Annotated in this window: 9 protein-coding genes; 3 read left to right on the top strand and 6 right to left on the bottom strand. The window is 52.4% G+C overall.

All coding sequences use genetic code 11. The features are described 5' to 3' along the window. Nucleotides 1-67 precede the first annotated feature (67 nt). Both ACQ66Q_RS16695 and ACQ66Q_RS16690 read right to left on the bottom strand, forming a co-directional pair. On the bottom strand, nucleotides 68-4,117 hold the full coding sequence (locus ACQ66Q_RS16695) for a S8 family serine peptidase (RefSeq protein WP_430457832.1): 4,050 nt from the start codon (nucleotides 4,115-4,117) through the stop codon (nucleotides 68-70). Between the two features lie 65 nt (nucleotides 4,118-4,182). Next, nucleotides 4,183-8,421, bottom strand: a complete 4,239-nt coding sequence (locus tag ACQ66Q_RS16690) for a S8 family serine peptidase (RefSeq protein ID WP_430457831.1) — start codon at nucleotides 8,419-8,421, stop codon at nucleotides 4,183-4,185. Nucleotides 8,422-8,683: 262 nt separating this feature from the next. Between ACQ66Q_RS16690 and cysM the strand changes: the two genes are divergently transcribed. Together cysM and ACQ66Q_RS16680 are read left to right on the top strand one after the other, a co-directional pair. Then, nucleotides 8,684-9,592, top strand: coding sequence for a cysteine synthase CysM (cysM, locus tag ACQ66Q_RS16685; protein WP_430457830.1), 909 nt, complete (start codon nucleotides 8,684-8,686; stop codon nucleotides 9,590-9,592). 8 nt (nucleotides 9,593-9,600) lie between these two features. Then, entirely contained in the window at nucleotides 9,601-10,491 is an 891-nt protein-coding gene (locus tag ACQ66Q_RS16680) for a DMT family transporter (RefSeq protein ID WP_430457829.1), read from the top strand. Between the two features lie 66 nt (nucleotides 10,492-10,557). Here the strand turns inward: ACQ66Q_RS16680 and ACQ66Q_RS16675 are convergent, their stop codons facing one another. Continuing rightward, nucleotides 10,558-11,793 (bottom strand): hydrolase, encoded by a 1,236-nt coding sequence (locus tag ACQ66Q_RS16675; RefSeq protein WP_430457828.1) that lies wholly within the window; start codon nucleotides 11,791-11,793, stop codon nucleotides 10,558-10,560. A 194-nt stretch (nucleotides 11,794-11,987) separates the two neighbouring features. After that, complete coding sequence (locus ACQ66Q_RS16670) at nucleotides 11,988-13,985, bottom strand: PhoX family protein (RefSeq protein ID WP_430457827.1); 1,998 nt, start codon at nucleotides 13,983-13,985, stop codon at nucleotides 11,988-11,990. A 247-nt stretch (nucleotides 13,986-14,232) separates the two neighbouring features. Between ACQ66Q_RS16670 and ACQ66Q_RS16665 the strand changes: the two genes are divergently transcribed. Continuing rightward, nucleotides 14,233-14,691 (top strand): GNAT family N-acetyltransferase, encoded by a 459-nt coding sequence (locus tag ACQ66Q_RS16665; RefSeq protein ID WP_430457826.1) that lies wholly within the window; start codon nucleotides 14,233-14,235, stop codon nucleotides 14,689-14,691. A 45-nt stretch (nucleotides 14,692-14,736) separates the two neighbouring features. Here ACQ66Q_RS16665 and ACQ66Q_RS16660 read toward each other — a convergent pair whose 3' ends face one another. Next, on the bottom strand, nucleotides 14,737-15,432 hold the full coding sequence (locus ACQ66Q_RS16660) for a 2OG-Fe(II) oxygenase (protein WP_430457825.1): 696 nt from the start codon (nucleotides 15,430-15,432) through the stop codon (nucleotides 14,737-14,739). A gap of 155 nt (nucleotides 15,433-15,587) precedes the next feature. After that, complete coding sequence (locus ACQ66Q_RS16655; RefSeq protein ID WP_430457824.1) at nucleotides 15,588-16,655, bottom strand: alkene reductase; 1,068 nt, start codon at nucleotides 16,653-16,655, stop codon at nucleotides 15,588-15,590. Nucleotides 16,656-16,672 lie beyond the last annotated feature (17 nt).

The following is a 16,672-nucleotide window of genomic DNA, read 5'->3' as shown; positions in this document are numbered from 1 at the left end:
TAGGGAGCTGCAGCTGTCGTCCGTTTCATATAGTCTTTTTGCTCGCCGACTCTGTATAGGCAGCGAGTTAAAGGTGCATCTGCTGATCTAAGGCTAAATCCCGCCGCGGCCTGCTCAAACAGGTCTTTCTGCGCCAGGCCAGCAGCGGTAACACTATCAGCAGCACGCCCAAACCAGCACCGCCAGAACCACCCGAACTCCCTGCATTCGGCGTCACCGGGTCGCTGCTGCGACTGGCATCCAGCGGATATTTATCGCTGCCATCAGCCACGCCGTCATTATCGTCATCTGGATCAGCGTTGTTGCCGATGCCGTCTTTGTCGGTGTCCAGTGTTTCGTTTGCATCTAACGGGAAGGCATCAGCCGTATCCGCCACAGTGTCATTGTCATCGTCCGCGTCGGCGTTATTGCCGATGCCATCTTTGTCGGTATCCAGCGTTTCTTTTGGATCCAGCGGGAAGGCATCAGCAGTGTCTGCCACACCGTCGTTGTCATCATCCGTGTCGGCGTTATTGCCAACGCCGTCTTTGTCGGTATCCAGCGTTTCTTTTGGATCCAACGGGAATGCGTCTGTTGGATCCGCAACGCCGTCGTTGTCATCGTCAGGATCGGCGTTATTGCCGAGGCCATCCTGATCAGAATCCAAAGTTTCTGTTGGGTTATAAGGCATGGCATCGCTGCTGTCCGGTATCGAATCATTGTCGTTATCCGTGTCGGAACCATTGAGGATCCCATCACTGTCGACATCATTATCGCCACCGGCGCTGGCCCCAACACGCAGTGCTTCAGGCATGGTATTGACTAACTGATTGCCAGACTGCGTGATCACTTGTAAACGCAGATCCAGCCAGTGCTCACCAGCCCGCAACGGCAACGGGAACTGATGCACGCCAGCGTTATAACCATGATAAGCCAGCTTCCAGTCGCCATCTTTGGTTTTTAGCAGGACTTTAAACTCTTTGACCGGATCTTGTTTCGAGGCAACTTCAACACTGAATTTGTTATCAATCCGGCTGATAGTGTCACCACGGCCCCCCTGATTAAAAGTCGCCAGATTTACAAAATAGGGTGACTCCAGGCCTGCTTTCACTTGTGTAAACCGCACTTCCCCCAACAAGCCTTTATTGTCGCGACCGTCCAGTGGATAATGCAGTAATATACCACTGTCTTTACAATCAAAAGGTTGCATTAACTTAGTACCAAAATTGGCTGGCTCCGTTTTTGGATCTAAGTTTGCGCTTAGAGCCGCCAACGGGCTCACCTGCCCATCACAAAGCTGGCTGACACTCAGCTGAGAAAAGGTTGGGGCATCGTTCTGCCACAAATCATTAAAAACATTATTGCCGCTATAGAGGTCAATCGCAGCATAACGGGGCTTAATCTGAAAGCCACGACTATCCGCTTGCAAAGGCGATGTCAGATAGCGTAAATGATTATCAAAAGACAATTCCCGCACATCTGAACTGTAGATCAGTTCATGATCTGCGATTTTTGTCGCCACGCAGGGCTCTGTTTTACAACGGAACTTTTGTAGTTTGCCGTCTACGGTGAGGCGCCAAGGATAGGTACTTAAAGAGTCTGCCCAAAATGGACCTGATTTTTCAAAATTAATCCGGGTATCCGGCATTTCATCAGCCTTCAATCCTATCGTTTTGTACCATATCTGCAGATCAATCGCGTCGCTTCGGACATAATTGCCAAAAGCCATCATGTTAAACCCGTAGATACTACTACCGGCTTTACGTAGGCGCACCATATCCTGCTCCTTGTACTCAAGTGTCATATCCTGAGTTTGCAGCGGTGTATTAAAACGGTAGCTGTTGATGATCAGTGTTTGGGGATTCGAGTGAACATTCAGTAAGTTTTGTTGCACCTTTAATGCTACTGACGGTGCCAGGTCGCTACTATAGAACTCTGGTGGCGAACTTTCTTTACACCTGTTCCCGCAAAGCATGTAACTATTGTGAAAAGCGATGTAATGCTCGCCGTCCTTCAACTCAATCTGCATCCACATATCCGAGTTTTCGGATGGCCAGAATGGCTGACCATCTCGGGTCGGCGCTTTCATCCGTAATCGGTGCTTTAATTCACTATTAGAAACAGTGATTTCGGGGGTGGTTACAACATCCACTGCAGGCCGAATAATCCAGTTATCTCTGTTGACGATCTTGTTTCGTGTATCTTCGGGAAGCAAATGAGCCGGAATCGACACCGCATTGGCTAATACGTTAATAACTTTGGTCGTTAGTCTCAATTTAACTGCCGACTCGTACCAAATATTGAAACGATAGGCGATCTGATGCCACTCAGGTGTGTAAATTTGAACCGAGTTCATCGAATCTGGCAGCTTCAACTGAAACGGATAATAATGCTCAAGCACAACTGGCAAATAGTGATGCTCATTCCGGTTTGTGATGACAAGACTAATTTGATAGGCCGTTGCTGCGGGTGGGTCTGCCGGTACTTTTTCCGGGTCGACCCGGTAATTCAACTCAATTGTTTTCGCTTCGCCAGCAGCCAAGTTCAATGTTGAATTATCCAAAGTTGCAGTCAGAAACGCGGGGGCTCCCTTGACCCTCAGCGAGACTTCAACCGATTGTGGCGAAGTATTCTGTACTGTAACACGGCGGATTCCCTGGTTAGAAAAATCAGCAGCATTCACCCGGCCTAAATATAAAAAGTCTTGATCCGTAGTCAGCGAATTGCGCATAGCTTCCAGCACATTTAACCGTCCGGTGCCATGATCCCAAAGGTTTTCCGACAATGGAGTCGTATTTTGCACCAAGCGTTGTTTCAACTGAGCGACGGTTAATTCTGGCTCAGCTTGCAGTAATAACGCAGCAGCACCAGCAACATGCGGTGCCGCCATACTGGTACCGCTTTTATGCGCATACTTATTCCCGGGTATTGCTGCATAGATGTCACTGCCAGGGGCCGCTAATTCCGGCTTAAACCAAGCGCCAGCAACTCCGGGTCCCCGGCTGCTACTGTACGATACCTGATCATTTTTCTCCGTGTTGGCCACAGTCAATGCGCCCGCAGCAACACCCGGAGACCCTATTGTTTCAGTATTCGGCCCAGAATTCCCGGCTGCGACCACCACTAAAACCCCCGCCTTGGCAACGTTATTCACAGCGACCACCACAGGGTCTTGTGGATCCCGTCCGTCATGGCCCAGGCTCATATTGATAATCTGCGCGCCATCACGGGTCAGTGGGTTGCCATCCGGATCTAGCGCTTTTTCCAGCGCAGCCAGAATATTAAAAGTACTGCCATACCCGTTATCACCCAACACTTTGTAAGCATAAATACTGGCTTTTTGCGCGACCCCGCCAATAGTTGCAGACTCTCCGGCGATAATTGACGCAACATGCGTACCGTGACCGAAAACATCCATTGGATCGCTATCATTACCAACAAAATCGTAGCCACCGGCTACTTTGCAACCTGCGCCAAAGCACCCCCCCAGGGCTTCATGGGTGTAATCGACGCCGCTGTCTAACACTGCGACTCGGATACCAGTCCCCTTTATTGGTAAGCCATCCCGTTGCATTTCCCAAACTTTTGGTGCATTAATTTTGGGTACACTTTGCGTCAGATAAGCACGCACTAATTGTTCCGGATATACCGCTTTCACGCCCGGTAGCTGCGCCAGCTGCTCCACGATTTGTTGCCTGTTTGCTGTTGCAATGCTGACAGTTAATGCATTTTCCAACTGACCAAACTGTCCGGTTACCCGAACCCTCGGAAAACGACTCTGGATTTGTACTTTAGCCAGCTGCTGTTCGTTCTGAATGCGTGCCTGAGCGGCTCTGATTTGACTGAAACGGAGCTGTTGCCAGCTTTCGTGGTTTAGCACCTGCTCCGGTGCGAGCTGAATAGATTGCTGGGCGCGTAATTCCTGTTCAAGCAATGGATATAAAGCCGGCAGGTCCAACTGCACCAAATATCGTTCAGGTTCAACCAATCTAAGCGCACCGTCAGGCAAATCTTGCCGATAGGTCCCAGAAGGCATACCTTCTGTGGCAATCATCGCAGCAAGGTCAGGCACTGCGGCACAGACTGTATTGCTTAGCAATGCACCAACCCAAATCCCAAGTAACGGCTTCCGGGCCATAGAACAACTCCCTATAATTTATTTTGTTATAAAATCAGCATCAACTTACCGACTGGCTCTTGTCACTAACCCGGATTATGTTGTTTTTTATGCCGATAGTGGCGTTGCCAGGCCAGCAGTGGTAAGCCAAACAGCAGTAACCCTAAACCGGCACCACCACCCGAACCTGAGCTGCCGGCATTCGGCGTCACCGGGTCGCTGCTGCGACTGGCATCCAGCGGATATTTATCGCTGCCATCAGCCACGCCGTCATTATCGTCATCTGGATCAGCGTTGTTGCCGATGCCGTCTTTGTCGGTGTCCAGTGTTTCGTTTGCATCTAACGGGAAGGCATCAGCCGAATCCGCGACAATGTCATTGTCATCGTCCGGATCCGCATTGTTACCAATACCATCTTTGTCGGTATCCAGCGTTTCTTTTGGATCCAGCGGGAAGGCATCGCTGACATCCGGTGTACCGTCGTTGTCGTCATCTGGGTCAGCATTGTTGCCGATGCCATCTTTGTCGGTGTCTGTGGTCTCTTTTGGATCTAACGGGAAGGCGTCGGCAGTATCAGCAACACCGTCATTGTCGTCGTCCGGGTCACTGTTGTTGCCGATGCCGTCTTTGTCGGTGTCTGTGGTCTCTTTTGGATCTAACGGGAAGGCGTCGGCAGTATCAGCAACACCGTCGTTGTCATCGTCTGGATCAGCGTTGTTGCCGAGGCCGTCTTTGTCAGTGTCCAAAGTTTCTTTTGGGTCTAACGGCAGGGCATCGCTGACATCCGGTGTACCATCATTGTCGTCGTCCGGGTCAGCATTATTGCCAAGGCCATCCTGATCAGAATCCAAGGTTTCTGATGGATTATATGGCATGGCATCGTTGGCATCAGGCACTGAATCATTGTCGTTATCCGTGTCAGTGCTATTGAGGATCCCGTCGCTGTCGACATCGTTATCGCCACCGGCGTTGGCACCCAAACGCAGCGCTTCAGGCATGGTATTCAGCAACTGATTGCCAGATTGCGTGATCACTTGCAGACGCAGGTCCAGCCACTGCTCACCGGCACGCAGCGGCAACGGGAACTGATGCACGCCAGCGTTATAACCGTGATATGCCAGCTTCCATTCGCCATCTTTGGTTTTTAGCAGGACTTTAAACTCTTTCACCGGATCTTGTTTCGAGGCAACTTCGACACTGAATTTGTTATCAATCCGGCTGATAGTGTCACCACGTTTCGTGCGGTTGAAAGTGGCTAAATCGACAAAGTAAGGCGATTCTAAACCGGCTTTTAGTTGATCGAAGCGGACTTCGCCAAGCAGCCCCTGTGTGTCACGGCCATCCAGCGGATACTTCAGATAGACAGCATTTTCTTTGCAATCATATGGCTGAATAAGGTCAGTTCGAAAATGTGCGGCGTTAGCGCCGTCATACCAGAGATTCGCTCTGAACTCGTTCAGCAAATTGGCTTGCGGGCCACACTGATGGCTGGCTTTAATCTGGGTATATGCCAGCACATCGTTTTGCCATAAGTCATTAAATATATTGTTGCCGTAATATAAGTCAGTGACACGGTGTCTTGGTTTGATCCACAGCCCATCTGCACTGACCTGCAATGGGGAGGTCAGGTAACGCAAATTGTTATCAAAAGACAACTCACGGGATTCAGAACTGTAGATCAGCTCTAGATCAGACAATTTTGTATAACTGCATGACTCTGCCTTACAACGGAATTTTTGCAGTTTGCCATCTTCCGTCAATCGCCAGTGCTGGGTTGTGGTTGATGCACCACTTTTTGTCAAATCGACAAAATGTATTCTGCTGTTCGGTATCTCGTTGGCATCGAGGCCAATCGATTTCTGCCAGATCCTCAAGTCCAGCTGCCCAGCCAGTTCTGTGCCACTTGCTGCACCCAACACAAACGAATGACCCGGTTTTTCAGCTTGCTTGCGCAACCGCACCAGATTTTGCTCAGTAAAGTCCATCTCCAGGTCTTGTGTCTGTAGCGGTGGATTAAAACGGTAACTCGCCATAATCAACTGCTGTGGCATGGTATCTGACAACAACAGTTGCTGCTGACTATGCAGGTTAAAGCTGGCTGGCACGTCGCTTAGATACACCTCTGCAGGCGGCTGGGTTTCGCAAAGTGTCCGGCAATCCCGCCAGAACGTAAAACCGCTCACCAATTGTTCACCATCAGAAAGCGATACAGAACCAAACGATTTCTTGGAATCACCGGCCCAAAACGGCGCGCCATTTTTAGTTGGGGCTTTGAGTCTTAAACGATGTTTAATGTCAGTATTCGAAACCGTGATTTCCGGTGTAGCTAACACATCGATATCGGTACGAAAAATCCAGTTATCGCGCATAACCAACAGATTTTTCGTTTCATCAGGCATTAACGCACTCGGTGGTGCAGCAGCATCTGCCCGCAGGTGAATCGTTTTGTCTGTCAACCGCAGGTTGACACTGGATTGCCCCCACAAGTTGTAGCGGGAAGCGACTCTCGCCCACTTCGGCGTGTAAATCCCTACCGAATTTATCGAACTGGCCAAATTCAGCTTAAACAAAAAGTAATGATCCAATATCACCGGCAGGTTTTGGATATGAGCGCCTCCGGTCAATTCAATATTGAACTGGTGGACCGCATTTCCGGGTGGATTCTCAGGGATTTTTGACGAATCAACCAGATAGCTGAGCTCGATCTCTTTCGTCTCACCCGGTGTTAACTTGATGGCTGCGTTGTTTAAAGTGGCGGTTAAAAACACTGGTGTCCCAGTCGTTTTTAGATTTAATTCAATGGCTTGGCTTGAGCTATTTTGGACACTGAAACGGCGCGTTCCCTGCTTGGCGAAATCTGCACTATTTAATAGCCCCAGATACAGCGCATTCTGATCCAGAGCAACTTGACCACGCACTGCTTTGAGCACATTTAACCGGCCAGTACCATGGTCCCAGAATGATTCCTTCAGCGGGTCTGTATTCTGCACCAGTCGTTGCTTGAGCTGCAGTGCTGTTAATGTTGGCTCCGCCTGCAGTAACAAAGCGGCAGCACCGGCAACATGCGGCGCTGCCATACTGGTACCACTTTTATACTCATACTTATTGCCAGGAATCGCCGCGTAAATACTGCTGCCGGGCGCTGCGATTTCAGGTTTCAGCAACGCGCCAGCAACGCCGGGCCCCCGGCTACTGTCGAACGACACGTCATCGGTTTTTGAAGTATTGGCCACTGTTAAAGCTTCAGCTGCGATACCTGGCGAGCCTAGCGACTCTAAATTAGGACCCGAGTTTCCAGCTGCGACCACCACTAAAGCGCCAGCTTTTGCCGCATTGTTCACCGCAACCACCAGCGGATCATTGGCATCACGGCCATCGTTACCGAGACTCATATTGATGATCTGCGCACCATCGCGGGTCTGTGGATCACCATCCGGATCTACCGCTTTTTCTAACGCCGAAATAATGTCAAAAGAGCTGCCATAACCATTGTCAGCCAGCACTTTATAGGCGTAGATACTGGCTTCAGGCGCTACACCGGTGATAGTTGCAGACTGACCGGCGATAATAGATGCCACATGCGTACCATGACCGTGCACATCCATCGGGTCATTGTCTTTGGCGACAAAATCGTAACCCCCAGCAACTTTACAGCCTGCTCCGAAACAGCCACCTAATGCCTCGTGGCTATAATCCACACCTGTGTCTAACACAGCCACCCTGATATTCTTGCCTTTGACCGGCAGGCCCTCGCGTTGCATCTCCCAAACTTTAGGCGCTTCGATTTTAGGCACACTTTGCGCTAAAAAAGCCCTGACTAACTGCTCCGGATAAACCGTTTTCACCCCTGGGAGTTGCGCTATTTGCTGTGCAAGTTGTTGCTTGTCGGGCGCTGTGAGGGTCACGGTTAACGCATTTTCTAACTGACTGAATTGACCGGTGACACGGGCCTGTGGAAAACGACTCTGGATTTGTATTTTGGCCAGCTGCTGTTCATTCTGAAGGCGAGCCTGAGCAGCATTGATTTGGCTGAAACTCAATTGTTGCCAGCTGTCGCTGCTGAGCGATTGCTCAGGCGCGAGCTGGATCGGCTGTTGAGCCCGTAATTCCTGCTCCAATTGCGAATACAAAGCGGCTGTTTCTAATTGCACCAGGTAACGCTCTGGTTCTACCAACCGCAACTGCCCATCTTGCAAATCTTGCCGATAACCGCCAGGTGGTAAATCACCTGCCGCCGCAATAGCGGCAATATCAGGTATCGCAGCCGAAACATGCTGGGCAAAAGCGGTACTGACGACTAATGCCAATAATGTTTTCCGTGTCATCCAGTAACTCCCTGTTATTTTTATTGGAATTATGTAAAAAAAGAGCAAAACACTATCAATTCTGCACCACTTTTTCCAGTCTCTGTGAGAAGTCATTTTTACACGCGGCGCCAGCAGCCTGTGCAATGCTTTCGGTGCTACAGTGATGCGTCAGAGCGCTCGACCGGAGCCATGCGTAAACAGGAACAATGCTAGCGACACAGCGTTCCAACGCTGGTGATTTCCGCTACAATAGCGCCACTTTCCCGCGCCGGAGCCCCAGATGTCTCTCTCTGCTGAACCGAACTTTCCGACCATTGCCGATTATGTCGGCCAGACGCCACTGGTGCGACTGCAACGCATGGCGTCCCATACGCAAAGCACTGTCTTGTTAAAGCTTGAAGGCAATAATCCGGCGGGGTCCGTCAAGGACAGACCGGCGTTGAATATGCTAAATGCCGCCGAAGCGCGCGGTGATATTCAGCCCGGCGATACCATTATCGAAGCGACCAGCGGCAATACCGGCATCGCACTGGCGATGGCAGCAGCGATTAAAGGCTACCACATGGTGCTGATCATGCCGGACAACGCCACTGCCGAGCGCAAAGCGTCGATGCAGGCTTATGGCGCCGAACTGATTCTGGTCACCAAAGCGCAGGGCATGGAAGGCGCACGCGATTTAGCGCTGAAGATGCAGCTTGAGGGCAAAGGCAAGGTGCTGGACCAGTTTAACAACCGCGACAATCCGGCCGCGCATATTGCCGGCACCGGGCCTGAGATCTGGCAACAAAGCCAGGGGCTGGTCACGCATTTCGTCTCCAGCATGGGCACTACCGGCACCATTATGGGCGTTTCTACCTATCTGAAACAGCAAAACCCGGCGATCCAGATCGTTGGTTTACAACCAGCGGAAGGCAGCTCTATTCCGGGGATCCGGCGCTGGCCGGAAGCTTATCTGCCGGGTTTTTATCAGAAAAGCCGCGTCGATTTAGTGCTGGATGTCAGTGAGGCCGATGCGGTCGCCACCACGCGGCGCTTAGCACGCGAAGAAGGCATTTGTGCCGGCGTCAGTTCCGGCGGTGCGGTCTTTTCCGCCATCCGGCTGGCTGAGCAACACCCGGGCGCGGTGATCGTTGCCATCATCTGCGATCGGGGTGATCGTTATCTGTCTTCCGGCTTATTTGATAATTAGGAACAGCTGTGAATTTTGAATGGATGGCACTGGCCGCGGCGTTGTGTTGGGCGGTTGGTAGTTTAATTTCGGCGCCGGCATCGGCACATTTGGGCGCCTTTGCTTTTACCCGCTGGCGGATGACATTCGCCAGTTTGTTGTTATGGTCAGTGGCCCTGTACAGCGGCAGCTGGCAGACATTGCCGGCGGACCAACTCTGGCTGCTGGCAGCATCCGGCATCATCGGTATTCTGATTGGCGACACCGCCCTCTTTGCCTCAATGAACCGGCTGGGGCCGCGTCGTGCAGGCGTGCTCTTTGCGACACACGCGTTATTTTCTGCGGTGCTGGCCTATCTGTTTCTTGGCGAAACGCTGTGGGGCTGGACGCTGATTGGCTCCGGTTTGCTGGTCAGCGGCGTGATGTGCGCGATTTTATTTGGCAAAAGAGCCAGCGAACAACATCACTGGGAAACATCTAATCATCAGCTCGGTATTGGCATTGGCCTGGGATTATTGTCGGCTTTATGTCAGGCCGTCTCGACGCTGATGCTCAAACCGCTGATGGAAACGGACATTGACGCCATCGCGGCTTCGGCCGTGCGGATGACCACAGCACTGCTGTGTCACTTAGTGCTGTTATGGCTCGGCTTTAAAGTGGCGCGGACTTATCTGCCGATGACCAAAAAAGTCCTTGGCATGGTCGCCTTCAATGCGCTGTTGTCGATGGTCATTGGCATGACGCTGATCTTGCAGGCGCTGAAACTCGGCGATGCCAGTCTGGTCGCCATGCTGTCGTCAGTCAGCCCGGTGCTGGTATTACCGCTGTTATGGCTGGTATATAAACGCCGGCCCGCCGCCGGAGCCTGGCTGGGTGCAGCGTTGACCGTTGGCGGAACCGTGTTGATTTTGATGCATTAATTGCATTTTATTGTTGTTCTGAATAATGGTCCGAGCGGTGCGTTTTACAACGCACCCTACATGGAGTCAATGTTCAGCGGCGGTTGCCAGTTCAGTGTCGCCCGGTACTGCCAATAGCGCTTCGGCCTGGTGTTCGGCCTGCTCAACCTGACGCTGCACCAGCGGCAGCTGGTTGCGGTGTAAATCGATTTTTGCCATCACTTCTGACAGCGCCACGGCGTGGCCCGGCGTCAGAATGCCATTGTGACCGCTGATAATATCGTCAGACACTGCCAATACCCAAACCGCTTGCATATTGGCATCTCCGCAGGTTTGTACTGTGCGTCGTGCCTGCAACCGGGCCCGGATTTTCCACGCCGATTTCGGTAACGTCATCATGCAGCCCGGCGTCGCATCGTGCTCTGCCAACGCCTTGGGAATATTCAGTGCGATGGCACAATCACCATTGACGCAGCGGTCTATGTCATGGGTGATAGCCCAGGAATTGCCCATCACACGTTCACCGTCACGCAACCAGTTCCAGGCTTCTTTTAAGGCGTAATCGCCTTTGGACTGCAACACCACCATCGCCGGTTTTTGCCGGTCAACACTCAGCAGCTCATCCATCGGCCGGTATTCACTGGCGCGTACAGCCGGGTTTAACAAAATAAACAGATTGGGATTATCCTGGCCGGCCTTAATCGCATTGCTGATACGATCTTTACTGCCATGCAGCGCAACCGCACCGCCCAAGCTATGACCTAAAACTGTGTAGCGTTGCAGCTGCCCCGCGTTGACTAAGCCATCCAGCTCGTCCAGCAGCGCAGAAAATCCGGTTTGACCGATACGCCGGGCCACTGATTTGCGCTGAAAAATGGTGGGGAAATCCAAGGCTTCGACCTGGCTGGTGGCATCAGTCGAGCCATCCAGCCACAGCGGGTCAAACTTGTCGCCGCGCCAGCCCACATACAAACCTATCAGGTTGCGCTGCGCATCCGACTGCGCCATTTGCTGATAAAACTGCTGAAACGCAATAAAGTTTTCGTCGTCGGGGGCGGCACTGTGATGCCAGCCATGGATGAAAATCAGTAGTTCAGGTTTGGCACTGCTTTGGCTGATGCGGGCTTTGAGACCAGCCAGCTGTGCCGGCTGATGCGGCTCACCGTCGTCGTTAAATTCAATGACATGGAAATTTTGTTGGGCAATATCAGCAGCCGGGTTGTGGTAGGCCTGATCGGGAATGTAACTGAGTGCCAACGACAGCAGTAACACCGCGACCAGCAGCAGTTTGGAAATAGCGATACGGAACAGGACTTTTTTCAATTGATGGCAACACACTCTGACAGGACAATCACAACTGCACCGGAGGCGCAGAAAAAACCAGCAGATTATACGGCAAAACACCCGGTCGCAGATAGCGCTGTATCGCAGATTGGTCCGGCTTTATTTCTGCATCAGCCGAAAAAAAACGGCCGCTGTTCGGCGGCCATTCAGTTTCAATCTGTCAGCAGCAATGGTTACGAACCAATCACGCCGCCATCATCTTTCGTCACAATAACAGTACCTGAACGTGGCCGGCTGGTTGCGTCATTCGCAGGCCAGGTTGACGTGAGTTTCGTCACAGTCGAGCGGTCACCCGGGTGCTGAATATTGACAAACATCGTCTTCATATCTGGTGTAAAGCTGATCCCCGTCACTTCACAGTCAATAGGGCCAACCAGGAAGCGTTTGATTTGACGGGTTTTGCTGTCCGCAACGACCATCTGGTTGTTACCAAATGGACCAGAACCTTGTTGCGAGCCGCTCATATCGGTTTGGATCCACAGCAGGCCGTTGTGATCAAAAGCCAGGCCGTCCGGGCTCGCCAAATGGTTATCCGCCGTCAGTTTCAGACCAGTTCCCGGTGTTTCCGTGCCCACATCACCCGCCAGCAGGAAGATATCCCAGTCAAACGACAGCGCTTGTGGCTGCTGACGTTCACGCCAGCGAATGATATGACCTGTCGCGTTGTTGGCGCGAGGGTTGGCATTGTCCACCTGTGCAGCAGTGCGGGCCGTGTTGTTGGTCAGTGTGAAATACACTTCGCCGGTCGTCGGGTGTACAGCGCCCCACTCCGGACGGTCCATCTTCGTCGCGCCAACCACGTCAGCGGCTAAACGGGTGTTAATTAACACGTCGGCCTGGCTGACAAACTCAACGTTTTTCGCCAGCGCTGCGGCGCGGAATTTCTCTGAGTTAAAGTCCAGCGCTAACCACTCACCGCTGCCGTCCGCATTGAATTTGGCCACATACAGTGTCCCTTCATTCAGCAGATGACCACCGGCGGTTGCTTTGTAATATGGTGCTTTTGATACGTATTTGTAGATGTATTCGAAGGTTGAATCGTCACCTGAGTAGAACACCACTGGTTGGCCTTCGACTGGTGGCTGGAACACCACGCCCTCATGGCCAAACCGGCCCATTGCAGTGCGTTTTTGCGGCACGCTGTCCGGGTTAAACGGGTCGATTTCCACAATCCAGCCGAAGGTATTTGGCTCATTGCGATAGTCACGGTTCGCATCAGCTGCGATAGTTGACGCGTTAAAACGTTGATACTGATCAGCGGCGTTATCAGCAGTTTCCCAGCTATAACGGCCGTTTTTGGTGGCTACGCCGTAACGTTTATGTTCACGCGGCTGAGCCACGTCGGCATTCATAAAATAACCAGCCCAGTTTTCTTCGGCAGTTAAATAAGTACCCCATGGCGTGTAACCATTGCCACAGTTGTTTAAGGTGCCACGGGTCCGAGTGCCGTCTGTGCTGTATTTCGTCACGAGCTTGGCATCACCACGCGCTGGACCTGCCATTTCCATTGGCGTGGCGCCAGTGATACGACGATTCAATGGGCTGCCCTGTACCAGTTGGAACTGGCCAGTGGCATCTTTTTTGATATGAGCGACGGTGACACCGTGCACAGCAACTTCTTTACGCACTTCATCGGCTGGACGCGGTGCGGCAGTTGGACCGTTTTGATGCAAAGTGGCTGGCTCGACGTATTCATGGTTAAACACCAGCAAGCCTTCAACACTATTTTTGCCATCGGCACGGGCATCCAGCGGGAAGAAATGCATGCCATCGTGGTGCGCGCCCACTTGCTGTTCCATTTCAGCACCGGTATTCAAACCGCCTTCTTTGTATGCCGGATAGGCACCGGTCAGCGGCGTGCCCATTGGTAAGAATGCGCGGGCGGTGTAGCCTTGCGGCACTGTCACTTTATCCAGACGATTGGTCGGAATGGCAGCGAAATTCATCAGCACTGGGGCTGGTTTCATCACTTCAGGTAACGTCAGCGGCGCTTTGGTTTCGCTGTTACAGCCGGCCAGGGTGCCACCAAACACGGTAGCCACAGCGGCGGCAATACCACCTTTTAAAAAACCGCGACGGGTGGCGACGATATCGCTGAACGTCGGGTTGTCGGAAAAGTTGGTCTGCGGATCGATGCCGCTATTATCGAATTCTAACTTGTTGTTCTGCATGACTGCTCCAGCAATGACGGTTCAAAAAAGTTCCGCCGGTATTAGAGCTTTTACAGATGTCAGCCAAGTGACGATTCATCGACAGTTTTGCGACATCCCATCGACATTTGTATGACAACCCGGTACTGAGGGAATGCCCGGTCTGGTATAGATGCGACAAAAGTTGCCGGCGCAGAGGCTCACAGAGCGGGGTGTGCTCTGGTATAGTGCAGATATCCCTGCGCGGCAACAGAGGCAAACCCCACCGATGATGGAATGGCACATTGTACCTTTTGAGCAGTTAGACAGCCTGACGCTATACAACATGTTACAGCTGCGGGTCGACGTATTTGTCGTGGAGCAAAACTGTCCTTACCCTGAATTGGACGGTAAAGATTTACAACCGGGTGTGCTGCATATCCTGTTGAAGAAACAAGACAAAATTCTCGGTTACAGTCGGGTGCTGCCGCCCGGAGTCAGTTATCCGGACCATCCGGCAGTGGGTCGGGTTTGCGTGGCACAAACAGCGCGCCGGCTCGGCCTCGGTGAATTGCTGGTCGCCAAAGCAATCGCTGTTGCCAGCGAACAGTGGCCGCAGTTAGACCTGTACATTTCAGCGCAATGTTATCTGCAGCGTTTTTACGAAAGTATGGGTTTTGTCGCCGCCAGCGAACCTTATCTGGAAGACGACATTCCGCATCTGAAGATGATCCGGCCAGCCGGTTAACGTCATATCGCTTGCCAGCCGGACGACCGGCTGGCGCCGCTGTATTTATTGCCCGTACAGATGCTCGGCGCGTTGCAGCAGGATCCAGCTGGTCAGAATGTATTTGTCATTCGACACCGGAATACAGCCGCGGTGGGTATGCGTAAAGTACGCCGGCGCGATGACCATCCGCCCGGCTTTGGGCTGGATCGATTTCTGCTGATAATAGAAATCGGTCTGGCCGCCTTCGGCCACATCATTTAAATAAAACATAAACAACAATGTGCGGTGCAGCGGCTCGTTCAGCGGCGCCTGCGGATACACTTCACAGTGCCAGTAGTTGTAATTGCCCTTGCCCGCTTCGTATTTCTGCGCCTGGATCGGCCCCAGCCGGTATAACAACCGCATGTAATCGCCGGCGCGTGCCTCGCCAAGCTCAGCATAGTTTTCATGGGTCAGATTGACCGGCTCACCGGTTACCGGGTGCTGGATCGTCAGCGCCACTGGCGCAATCAGCGCAAAATGATATTTGCGGAAATACTGCTCGGCATATTGGCCAGTAACAGCAATGATTTGCTGCAACAGCGCCTGATATTCGGCGTGGTCATTGAGGTACAAATCAGTACTGATTTTTTTGCTCGGGTCGACCCCACCACCGGTGCGGCCCGGCGTGCGATGCGGGCTCTGGTCAAAAGTGTTGATGATGGCCTGGCAGAGTTCAGGGCTCAAAGCGTCATCATAGATTTCAATAAAATCGGTCATCGGGTTGATCCGCGTAGCAGAAGTTAGCAGCAAGATAAAACATCCGGCCTTGTGCTGAGAAGCTCTGCAACCGGATAATTTGCAATTAATTTACAGCGGACAAAACAACGGCGGATTTGTACCGCCGTTATTTTAAGAAGTGAGTACTGACGAACTCAGCCCTGATAAGCCGGATAATCGCTATAGCCCTTGGCATCCTGCGTATAGAAAGTGCTTTGGTCCGGCGCGCTTAACGGCCAGTTTTGTTGCCAGCGTTCCACCAAATCCGGGTTGGCGATAAAGGCTGCACCGACCGCCACCGCCTGCAGCTGACCACTGGCCAGTGCCTGCTCCGCTTCCGCTTTTTGATAGCCCATATTACCAATTAAGTTGCCCTGGTAGGCCTCGCGGGCGGCTGTAACGACATCGCCTTGCTGCACACCGAAGAAATCAGCCCGCATCAGGTGTAAATAGGCCAGATTAAACGGGTTTAATGCGGCAGCCACATGCCGGGTTAACGCCACCGGATCTGAATCGACCATGCTGTTGTAACTATTGAGTGGAGAGATCCGCACGCCGACGCGATCAGAACCCCATACCTCTACCACTGCTGCCACAACTTCCAGCAGCAAACGGCTGCGGTTTTCCAGTGAACCACCATAACGACCGCTGCGATTGTTCACGCCGTCACGCAGGAACTGGTCCAGCAGATAACCGTTGGCACCATGCACTTCAACGCCATCAAAACCGGCCTCGCGGGCATTGATAGCGGCCTGACGGAACTGGGCGATAATGGTTGGGATTTCCTCATCGGCCAGCACCCGTGGCACTGTATATGGCAATTTGCCCTCTGGCGTATGGACCGTATCTTCGATGGCAACTGCCGCCGCAGAAACCGGTGTATTGCCATTGTTCAGCGCTGGATGACAAGCGCGGCCACCATGCCAAATCTGCAGCACAATCTTGCCACCTTTGGCATGCACCGCATCAGTGACTTGCTTCCAGCCCTGAATTTGTGCGGCCGAATAAATCCCCGGCTCCCGCCAGAATGCTGAATTGCCTTCAGCCACCATCGTCGCTTCGGCGATGAGAAGACCCGCGCTGGCGCGCTGCGCATAATAGTCCGCCATGATCGGCGTCGGCACGTGGTCGGCATCGGCGCGACACCGCGTCAGCGGCGCCATCAGAATACGGTTGTTTAGTTCTAAGGCGCCGAGTTTAAACGGGCTGAATAAATCACTCATGTTGTTTCCTTGGTTCA

Origin of the sequence: Rheinheimera sp. (assembly GCF_965283995.1) — a bacterium.
Classification (GTDB): domain Bacteria; phylum Pseudomonadota; class Gammaproteobacteria; order Enterobacterales; family Alteromonadaceae; genus Pararheinheimera.
The sequence above is the reverse complement of the archived record's forward strand: the minus strand, read 5'-3'. Positions and strand labels throughout refer to the sequence as shown.

Bases quoted from the DNA above. Each gene is read 5' to 3' on its own strand.
- cysM (WP_430457830.1), top strand. From the start codon at position 8,684: ATGTCTCTCTCTGCTGAACCGAACTTTCCGACCATTGCCGATTATGTC.
- ACQ66Q_RS16665 (WP_430457826.1), top strand. From the start codon at position 14,233: ATGATGGAATGGCACATTGTACCTTTTGAGCAGTTAGACAGCCTGACG.
- ACQ66Q_RS16670 (WP_430457827.1), bottom strand. From the start codon at position 13,985: ATGCAGAACAACAAGTTAGAATTCGATAATAGCGGCATCGATCCGCAG.
- ACQ66Q_RS16655 (WP_430457824.1), bottom strand. From the start codon at position 16,655: ATGAGTGATTTATTCAGCCCGTTTAAACTCGGCGCCTTAGAACTAAAC.
- ACQ66Q_RS16660 (WP_430457825.1), bottom strand. From the start codon at position 15,432: ATGACCGATTTTATTGAAATCTATGATGACGCTTTGAGCCCTGAACTC.
- ACQ66Q_RS16690 (WP_430457831.1), bottom strand. From the start codon at position 8,421: ATGACACGGAAAACATTATTGGCATTAGTCGTCAGTACCGCTTTTGCC.
- ACQ66Q_RS16695 (WP_430457832.1), bottom strand. From the start codon at position 4,117: ATGGCCCGGAAGCCGTTACTTGGGATTTGGGTTGGTGCATTGCTAAGC.